Below are 9,202 nucleotides of genomic sequence, written 5' to 3' on the forward strand. Positions count from 1 at the left end.
GCGGATCTTTTTCCTTAAAGGAGTGAGCATATGCTACAAATTATAACTGTACAAAGCGGTGATAATGTATATAAATTAGCACAGAAGTACGGAACCACACCAGAAACAATTGTAAAAGATAATGGACTAAATCCAGCTCAAACACTCGTCATCGGGCAAGCATTGATCGTGAATACGGAAGGAAATACTTATTATGTACAGCCTGGCGATAGCTTATATAAAATTGCCTTAACTTACAATGTACCTCTCGCCAGCTTAGCAAAAGTGAATCATTTATCATTAAAATCCGCACTCCAAGTCGGACAGCAGCTATATGTACCAAAAGGGACAAAAAAAATTATTGAATCTATTGCCTACTTACAGCCATCTACAATTCCGATTAAAGAAAGCTTAGTTACTTCCACCAAAGCTATCAATCCATATTTAACCTACTTGGCCTACTTTAGCTTTGAGGCAAAGCGTGACGGAACACTGAAAGAACCTACACAAGCATCTGAAATCGTCACAATTGCAAAACAAGGGCAAACGATTCCGATGCTTGTTATTACAAATCTTGAAAATGGAAGTTTCAGCCCTGAATTAGCAAGCATTTTTTTACGCAATGAGACAATTCAAAATACGCTCATTACAAATATTTTACAAACAGCACAAAAATATGGAATGCGTGACATTCATTTTGATTTTGAGAACCTTGCACCAGGAGACCGCGAAGTATATAATCAATTTTTACGCAAAGTAAAAACACGTCTACCAAAAGGATATACGCTCAGTACAACTCTCCCCCCAAAAACAAGTTCAACTCAAAAAGGTGCAGCTGCAGCTCAGGACTATAAGGCACAAGGTGAAATTGTTGATTTCGTTATCATTATGACATACGACTGGGGATGGCAAGGTGGACCGCCCCTTGCAGTTTCTCCAATTGGTCCTGTAAAACAAGTCATTCAATACGCAAAATCGCAAATGCCGCCACGTAAAATTATGATGGGACAAAACTTATACGGATTTGATTGGATTCTTCCATTCAAAGAAGGAAATCCTCCTGCAAAAGCAGTTAGCTCTGTTGCTGCTGTTGCGCTTGCCCGGAAATATAATGTCCCAATTCAATACGATTTCACTTCCCAAGCTCCGCATTTCAATTATTACGATGAAAACGGAGTGAAGCATGAAGTATGGTTTGAAGATGCTAGGTCTGTTCAAAGTAAGTTTAATTTAATAAAAGAACAAGGAATTCGCGGTATCAGTTATTGGAAAATCGGCTTACCTTTCCCGCAAAATTGGCGTCTTCTTACAGAAAATTTTTCTATCACAAAAAAAGGCTGACAATTGTCAGCCTTTTCTTACTTATTACGATATGCAGCTTCCTCTTTAATTTCTTTTCGCATTCCTTCAATACTTTCCATGCGGCGCTCATTTTTCGCTTCGATTGCTGCGCGATCTTGCGCATTAGAAAACTCAGCAGCTTCCCTTGCTTCGTTCATATTTTCAATTGTGTTATATACCGCCTCTTGCAATTTCTCAACGTTATCGCTACGATCATCTGGATTTGCTTTGTTTTGTTCTGGCATCATGTCTTCCTCCTTTATTGAAAATACATACAACATTAGTTTGTAAAAAATATCTTTAATTATGTATGCAAAAAAAGAAGGAGAATGCTTCCATTCTCCCTCTCTTTAACCGTTATCAACAATCGGTTGTTTCCCTGATTTGTCTTGCATTTGTTTTCCTTTATTACCACCAGCTGCTCTCGATTGTGTTCCAATCTGGTTTGGAGCAAAATCTTGTGGATGTTTCTTTGGATTACCCATAATATCGCCTCCTTACAACTAGTATCATACTAGCTATAAGAATTATTCAGCCTGTTTGAAAATACGCGTTTCAAATCGCTTCTCTAATTTTTCTTCAATCCGTTCAATTGCATCACGATCATTAAGTAGCTGCCGCTTATTTTCCATCACAAGTTCTTCAAACGTTCTTCGTCGATTTCTTCTCATACTATTCACCCTTTCTCTTTCGTGTTACTAGTATGAACAGTTAAAAAACTCCCTAATCAGATTTATGAGAAAATTTTATTTTTTAGCATAGTTAATCCATTTAATTACAATACAAACTTCCACAAGTGTGGAATTCCCACACTTGCGGAAGTTTCACTTTATGAGTGCTGCAAAGTTTGCAATCCCTCCTCATACGCGGCAAGAATGAGGACTTCAAAAGCAATCAAATCCTCAGGCTGATCAATCATGATTCTTGTAACACCCAATTCACTTTTCGTAGCAGGTTCACATATAACAGTCGGATACACAGCTACTATCTCCTCTTGTCCTTTATTCGTTAATACGTATTTTTTTCTTCCCTTTAGCTTAATTCTTACAAATGAATAAAGTGCTTTGATATCCAGATAATTGCCAACACAAACATAACGAATAACCGTTGTATCTTTGTTATGCTTTTCCAATATTTCTTTTACGATCTCATAGGCTCTTCCTTCTTCCTTTGTTAGACTTTGAGAAGTCACCTTCTTCTCTTTTCCGTTCTTCTCTTCTACACATTTTTGATATACGGCCGCACAAGTGAAACAATCATCTAATGCATTGTGAGAGCGTACTTGAATATGTAAAAATCGTTTCAGTGTTTCTAATTTATGGTTTGGTACATGTTTTATATATCGTTTTGCTAAACTAAGTGTATCCAGCACTATATTTTTTGGTGTACCGAGTCCTAATCGTTCCATATTACTCTTTAAAAACCTCATATCAAAAGAAGCATTATGAGCAATGATCGTATCTTCTCCAATAAATGCAATAAATTCCGGTAATACTATATCAATTGTCGGAGCACTTGCAACATCAAAATTCTGAATACCTGTCAACATTGTGATGCGGCTCGGAATCATCTTTTCTGGATTTACATACGAAACAAATTGATCGGTACATATATGATTTCGATACCGAATCGCAGCCATTTGAATAATATTATCTTGATAAGGATTAAATCCTGTTGTTTCAAATCGATTACAACATAATTACCTGTGAAATTCCCCATAATCTTCTCCTTAACTTTTTATTTACATTATAACTTAACATAATGAAAGAAGCTCAATTAGCCTTTAAATAGAAAATAGGAATGGCACATATACCATTCCTATTTTCATCTTTTATCCCCACGGATGGAGATTTCACTTTATTTTAATTTCGCGACTCTTTTCTCCATTTCCTTCACCGTCATCGGTCCGATAAATTTATCCTGGATAACTCCTTTTGTATCAATAAAATATGATGTTGGAATTGTAATGACTTTATAAGTAGTCGTTACTTTTATATCTGTATCAAGAAGAATCGGAAAAGTAAGCCCTTTCTCTTCTGCAAATTTCCGTACTTTCTCTTTTCCTTCAGCCCCTTCTGACACTGTATAATTCACCGCTAAAACTTCTACATCTTTCTGATACTTATCATAAAATGCTTGTATATCTGGCATTTCTTGCTGACATGGACCACACCACGTTGCCCAAAAGTTCACAATAACTTTCTTGCCTTTTAAATCAGAAAGCTTCACCTTTGTACCATCAAGCTTGGACAATTCAAAATCAGGCGCTATTTTTCCAATTTCAATACCATTTTGTGCAATTGCTTCTTTTACATCCTCTGTACTTTGCTTTTGATTATCTGCTACTTGTACTTTCTCTTTTCCAAACTGCTCATAAATTGCATAACCAGCTAAACATAATAACACAACAACAATCGATATTTTTCGCCACATATGCACCATTCCTTATATTTTATCTTTGTCTCCATGGTTCTCACTGATGAAAGTTTTACTTTATTTTAGCTTATACGGACAAAGATGGAAATATTCTCTATGGAAAAGAAAGTATATTATACAAAAAAATTAAGATTACAATCCTCACAATAAGAAAAAGCGGATGTTTTCTAGTTCTACTCAATCAAATACCGCACTTCATTACATACGAATACTTATTTCTAAAACAATGTCATACATATTAATAAATCTAGAAAGTATGAGGAGTGAACCATATGGAAGAGCATCCAATTACTAAAGAATTACGAATAATAAGGGTATGTCTCGTTATACTCATCATCGTTACATTATTTTCGGGTGGAGTCAAAGTGATTAAGACTTCTTCAAACCATCAAGACGTTCCACCTACAAATAATGAAGTATATGACAGAAACAATATGATCCAAATTGGAGAGAATACATTCGCTGTTAGAAACACCGATCCTAAAAGCGGCGGTTACAATACGGTTAAAATTTTTACATACAATCCAAAAACAAACAAAATAACCCAAGTAAAAGAGTTCAACTTTGAAAACTCCTTCAAATATGTATATCAATTAAGTCAAAGTGAATAGAAGTATAAAAAAAGAGATCGAGTAAGGATCTCTTTTTTTAAAGACGTAAATCTAAGATAAACATTACAAGCTACGACTCACTTACATCCTCCCCAATGAAATGAGCACTAGCTAAAATAAAAACAACAGATAACGTCCAACCAATAATCCCTGAATAAGGAAGGATGCCTTTTAATAAGAAACTACTTAGTGCCGCACAGCTGCTCAGCAATAAACAACTTACACCAATTTTTCTATTTGTCGACATACCGCTTTCTCCCTCTCCCGTTTATAAAATTATGTACTTGCTCCCTTTTAAAGCAAGTTCTATAATCTATCAAAAACAGATTCGTTTTACCCTAATTCATTAAAAATCTTTCCTAACATTGTTTCCCTTCCCTTTTGGCACATGCAATTGTATTTTAAGACAATTAAATATAGTAATCTCATGTTTATTCCAAAGAGTGAATGAAAGCTTTCATTTTACTTAACGCAAGTTCATCTTGCAAATGAGCATAATGTCCACCATCTAATTCTTGAATAACAATACTAGGGTGCTTTTTCTTAACATGCGCAATATTTCTCTTAATCTTATTTTGTAAATTCACAGGCTCTTGACTTCGATTTCCATAAAGCAATATACTCGGAACCTGTACAGAGGTTAACATTTTAGGAAGATTTGTTCGATATAGTGCTAACAATAAACTAATACCCTTTGTATTAGCTGGTTGTTGATTTTTTATCGCTTGTCTTATGTACTCATTATCTGGAAATCCATGTTTTTCTATTTGGGCTTTTATTCTCTCTTCTGTCTTCTCTTGACGTTGCATCTTCTTCTTTCCCTAATACCTTATTACCAAAATGCCTATGTAAAAAACTAATAAACGGAACCATAAATCCTAATTTCCCAAACATCTCCACAGGAAACAGCGGTATTTTATCATACCCTATGTCTAATAACATAAGTCCCTCTACTAGAGATGGATAATAAGAAGCATAAGCCAAACAGATGGCTCCTCCCAATGAATGTCCAATTAAAATAACTTTTTCCATATTCAGCTTAGTAATATAACGATGTAACCATGCAGCAGCATCTTCTAGTTTTATAACTCCATCCAAACCTTGACTTTGTCCAATACCAGGCAAATCAATCATATGCACTTGGTAAAAATCTTTTACAGAATCAGCTATATGCAATCCTATATCACCTGACCAACCTGTTCCTGGCAGAAAGATAATTGGTTGACCATTTCCCACAACCCTTACAAAATGTTCATGCATCATAATTTTCTCCCTTAGCAGTTCTATATTACAAATTATACAATATATTACCATAAATGAGTGAATATTCATTCTATTCTTTCGTATTTACTCATATTTCAATACATGATTAGAGCAGGAAAAATTATCCCATCTATCGAATACATTTTTTGTAAAATGAGAGTCACTTTCAAGAAACATGTACAAATTACTTCGAACCATGATGTTCATTAATGCAATAGCAATCGTTACATATGTGACATATACCCAAAAGGAGTGATTCCCATTTCAGAAATCACACAAATACTGATTACTTGGGCTGGATTCTTCGCTCTTATATTTCTCGTAATAAGAACTGTAAGAGTTTTACAATATCGCAACTGGAGAACATTTATAACAGTACATTTCGGAAAAGATTTTATTATTACTATAAATACATGAATTATCTTAATTTGGATTTTTTACGCAAACTTTCCAGGCCAATTTACTTACATATTAGATTTCTACTACAGAGACTCCATTCTATTTGTAGCCCTGGAATCATTGTTTATCGGAATGATTTGCGGAGCGGCTATTTAATACGGCAGTATTCTTTTAAGCGTACCATTTAGTGCATTGTACCTTTTTTATTATGTATCATTACTCATTTCACATCTTCTTAATAGTTATTGAAATAAGCATGCAATATCTTTTTATCAATTGGATTGAAAAGAACTACAAATAAGTAAATTAGGCTTTAGGATTCCCATACTAAAGAAACTATGGAGATGATGAGCATAGAAAATAATAGTATGGTTCAAGATTTACTTACTTGCTATTGGAGGGATTTCCCTAATGGTTGATAATATTCAACAACTTATTCAAGAGCATAGACAATTTTTCCATAATGATTATACAAGAAGTCTTCAATTCCGTCTTGAACAGTTAGAAAAATTAAAAAATTCTATTCAAAAATATGAAAATCAAGCGCTGAGCGCATTATATCAAGATTTACACAAAAGCGAGTTTGAAGCATATGCTGCAGAAATTGGTTTCGCATTTAACAGTATCAATTTTATTATGAAATACCTAAAACAATGGATGAAACCTCAAAAAGTAAAAACACCTATTCATTTTGCGCCTTCCAAAAGTTACATAATAAAAGAGCCATATGGTACAGTGCTAATTATTGGACCTTTTAATTATCCATTCCAATCATTAATGGAACCTCTTATTGGGGCAATTGCGGCAGGAAATTGTGTAGTTCTCAAACCTTCAGAAAATGCGCCAAACGTTTCAGCTGTAATTAACAAAATAATAAGTGAAACGTTTGATAAGCAATATATTCGTGTAATTGAAGGAGACATCGAAACAACTTCTTTATTAATTCATGCACCATTTGACTATATCTTTTTTACTGGTAGCGTTCCAGTTGGAAAAATTGTCATGGAAGCTGCGGCGAAAAATCTTATACCAGTAACATTAGAACTTGGTGGAAAAGGACCAGCTATTGTCGATAAAACAGCTAACCTCGATATAGCAGCCAAACGTATTATCTGGGGAAAATTCATAAATGCTGGGCAATCCTGTATTGCACCTGATTATGTTATTGCACACAAATCTATCAAGGGAAAACTGATTTCAAAAATGAAAGAAATCATCACAAGCTTTTATGGATCAGATGTATCAAAAAGCAATGATTATGGTCGAATTGTCAATGAGAGACAATTCGATAGACTTATTTCTATAGTAGAACAAGACCAAAATAATATAGTATTTGGTGGAAATTCATCTAGAAGTCATTTATATATTGAACCAACACTTCTTGAAGTAAAGTCATGGGATGATGCAGCTATGAAAGAAGAAATTTTCGGACCAATTTTACCAATTATCGAGTACAATGATTTAGATGAGGTCATTCATATGGTTAACAACCATCCCAAACCGTTAGCCTTGTATGTGTTTACTGAAAATAAAAATGTTGAAAAACAGGTATTAGGACGAATTTCTTTTGGGGGAGGATGCGTCAATGATACAATGTCACATATGGCGAATCTCCACTTGCCTTTTGGTGGAGTAGGAAATGCAGGGTTCGGTGCTTATCATGGAAAACATAGTTTTGATACTTTTACACATCGTAAAAGCATTTTAAAGAAAAGCTCAAAGATAGACTTAGGGCTTGTATTTCCACCGTATAAGAACAAAATTAAAATTTTGCGAAAGATTTTTAAATAATAAGAAAGAAACTGTTTACTGAACATAGGGTATGGCAACCAAAAGTAAAATAGGAGTGGAATACCTAATTTAACTATTGCCATTATTATTTATGAAATCTGTCCCCACATTCTTAATACTAAAAAGGCATCCACTGAGAAACAGCAGATGCCTTTTGTGGTTTTAGCGTATTCGATTTTTTATGTAGGTTTTTTAATAACTTCTTCATTGTCCTAATGTTTGTCCTCATTCGTTGTTGATTTACTTTATTAAACTATTTGGAAGTTTTGTTGAACAAGTTGTAAATTTAACATTTTAAAGTAAGAGCATTTCTTTGTAATGAGAAATGCTTTTTATTTTTGTCAAAATTAAAAGGATATTTCAATAACAATAATAATATAATAAGAAACAATATTAATTTATTGTAAAACGATAAATCATATGCTAAAATCATGTTGTCATTAAATAAGTGAGGTGTTTTAAATGAATGTTAAACGAGGTTCAACGACTTTCTTAAAAGTCATTATTTTTATTATAGGACTACCGGTTCTTGCTTTATGTATATTTTTAGTGCCCCATATGGCGAATTTCGCAGCAAAATCGTATCCAAATATTGCCCCAATGAAATATCTCGTTTTCATCGTGATGTATGGAGCGGCTGTGCCTTTTTACTTTGCTCTCTATCAGGCTTTCAATCTTTTACGGTACATTGACGAGAACACAGCGTTCTCGGAATTATCTGTAAAGGCGTTAAAGAACATAAAGTGCTGTGCGATTACAATCAGTGGTTTGTATGTATTAGGTTTGCCACTCTTTCATTTTATAGCGAAGAAAGTTGACCCTCCTATTGCATTAATGGGACTCATCATCATTTTTGCTTCGTTGGTTATCGCCGTTTTTGCTGCTATCCTCCAACGGCTTCTACAAGAAGCGATTAACATAAAATCAGAAAATGATTTGACGGTCTGAGGTGGAGGATATGACAATTATTATTAATATTGATGTGATGTTAGCAAAACGAAAAATGAGCGTAACGGAGCTTTCGGAGAGGGTTGGAATTACTATGGCGAATCTTTCCATTCTGAAAAATGGGAAAGCAAAAGCGGTTCGTTTTTCAACATTAGAAGCGATATGTAAGACTTTGAATTGTCAGCCGGGTGATATTTTGGAGTACAAAAGCGACGAAGATACCCTATAAAAACAGACAACAAAACTACCGGGAGTCGACAGTGAAATTAAGGGATAGCTTAATGTCTATCCCTTCTTTGCGTTTATTGATGTTATTTACTCAGAGAATTCCATTGAGAATTGCATTGATATTAGTGACAAAAAATGTGATGTGATTTGCAATGTTTGCACCTCAAAAGGGAACCCATTATGAACTGAAGTGAACCCAAAAAGTT

General features: G+C 34.3%; 13 protein-coding genes. 5 read left to right on the forward strand and 8 right to left on the reverse strand.

What is annotated here, in order from left to right; genetic code table 11:
• Positions 1–30: 30 nt before the first annotated feature.
• Positions 31–1,320 (forward strand): glycoside hydrolase family 18 protein, encoded by a 1,290-nt coding sequence (locus CN326_RS15605; protein WP_098309918.1) that lies wholly within the window; start codon positions 31–33, stop codon positions 1,318–1,320.
• A 17-nt stretch (positions 1,321–1,337) separates the two neighbouring features.
• Here the strand turns inward: CN326_RS15605 and tlp are convergent, their stop codons facing one another.
• The 5 genes from tlp to CN326_RS15630 form a co-directional block, all read right to left on the reverse strand.
• A complete protein-coding gene (gene tlp / locus CN326_RS15610; RefSeq protein ID WP_098309919.1) occupies positions 1,338–1,565 on the reverse strand; it encodes a small acid-soluble spore protein Tlp in 228 nt (75 codons plus the stop codon).
• 105 nt (positions 1,566–1,670) lie between these two features.
• Positions 1,671–1,805 carry an acid-soluble spore protein N gene (locus CN326_RS15615; RefSeq protein WP_098309920.1) on the reverse strand — a complete coding sequence of 45 codons (135 nt, stop codon included), beginning with the start codon at positions 1,803–1,805 and terminating at the stop codon, positions 1,671–1,673.
• Positions 1,806–1,847: 42 nt separating this feature from the next.
• Positions 1,848–1,991 carry an FbpB family small basic protein gene (locus tag CN326_RS15620; RefSeq protein WP_098309921.1) on the reverse strand — a complete coding sequence of 48 codons (144 nt, stop codon included), beginning with the start codon at positions 1,989–1,991 and terminating at the stop codon, positions 1,848–1,850.
• Between the two features lie 158 nt (positions 1,992–2,149).
• Complete coding sequence (locus CN326_RS15625) at positions 2,150–2,959, reverse strand: 3'-5' exonuclease (protein WP_483295650.1); 810 nt, start codon at positions 2,957–2,959, stop codon at positions 2,150–2,152.
• 218 nt (positions 2,960–3,177) lie between these two features.
• Positions 3,178–3,753, reverse strand: a complete 576-nt coding sequence (locus CN326_RS15630; RefSeq protein WP_098309922.1) for a peroxiredoxin family protein — start codon at positions 3,751–3,753, stop codon at positions 3,178–3,180.
• Between the two features lie 275 nt (positions 3,754–4,028).
• On the opposite strand from CN326_RS15630, the gene CN326_RS15635 reads away from it, so the two are divergent.
• Positions 4,029–4,367 (forward strand): hypothetical protein, encoded by a 339-nt coding sequence (locus CN326_RS15635; protein ID WP_098309923.1) that lies wholly within the window; start codon positions 4,029–4,031, stop codon positions 4,365–4,367.
• A 70-nt stretch (positions 4,368–4,437) separates the two neighbouring features.
• Here CN326_RS15635 and CN326_RS24685 read toward each other — a convergent pair whose 3' ends face one another.
• From CN326_RS24685 to CN326_RS15645, 3 genes are all read right to left on the reverse strand, one after another.
• Positions 4,438–4,614 carry a hypothetical protein gene (locus CN326_RS24685; RefSeq protein ID WP_176524645.1) on the reverse strand — a complete coding sequence of 59 codons (177 nt, stop codon included), beginning with the start codon at positions 4,612–4,614 and terminating at the stop codon, positions 4,438–4,440.
• Between the two features lie 184 nt (positions 4,615–4,798).
• The gene (locus tag CN326_RS15640; protein WP_098309924.1) at positions 4,799–5,176 is read right to left on the reverse strand and encodes a hypothetical protein; all 378 of its coding nucleotides are present in this window, start codon (positions 5,174–5,176) and stop codon (positions 4,799–4,801) included.
• Positions 5,109–5,630, reverse strand: coding sequence for an alpha/beta fold hydrolase (locus CN326_RS15645; protein ID WP_176524647.1), 522 nt, complete (start codon positions 5,628–5,630; stop codon positions 5,109–5,111). The genes CN326_RS15640 and CN326_RS15645 overlap by 68 nt, the downstream gene beginning before the upstream one ends.
• An 810-nt stretch (positions 5,631–6,440) precedes the next feature.
• Between CN326_RS15645 and CN326_RS15650 the strand changes: the two genes are divergently transcribed.
• From CN326_RS15650 to CN326_RS15660, 3 genes are all read left to right on the forward strand, one after another.
• Positions 6,441–7,820 (forward strand): aldehyde dehydrogenase, encoded by a 1,380-nt coding sequence (locus tag CN326_RS15650; protein WP_098309926.1) that lies wholly within the window; start codon positions 6,441–6,443, stop codon positions 7,818–7,820.
• A 462-nt stretch (positions 7,821–8,282) separates the two neighbouring features.
• The gene (locus tag CN326_RS15655) at positions 8,283–8,768 is read left to right on the forward strand and encodes a DUF2975 domain-containing protein (protein WP_098309927.1); all 486 of its coding nucleotides are present in this window, start codon (positions 8,283–8,285) and stop codon (positions 8,766–8,768) included.
• A gap of 10 nt (positions 8,769–8,778) precedes the next feature.
• Entirely contained in the window at positions 8,779–8,997 is a 219-nt protein-coding gene (locus CN326_RS15660; RefSeq protein ID WP_176524649.1) for a helix-turn-helix domain-containing protein, read from the forward strand.
• The last annotated feature ends 205 nt before the right edge of the window (positions 8,998–9,202 follow it).

It is taken from the genome of Bacillus sp. AFS018417, from assembly GCF_002560985.1.
Lineage (GTDB): Bacteria > Bacillota > Bacilli > Bacillales > Bacillaceae_G > Bacillus_A > Bacillus_A rhizoplanae.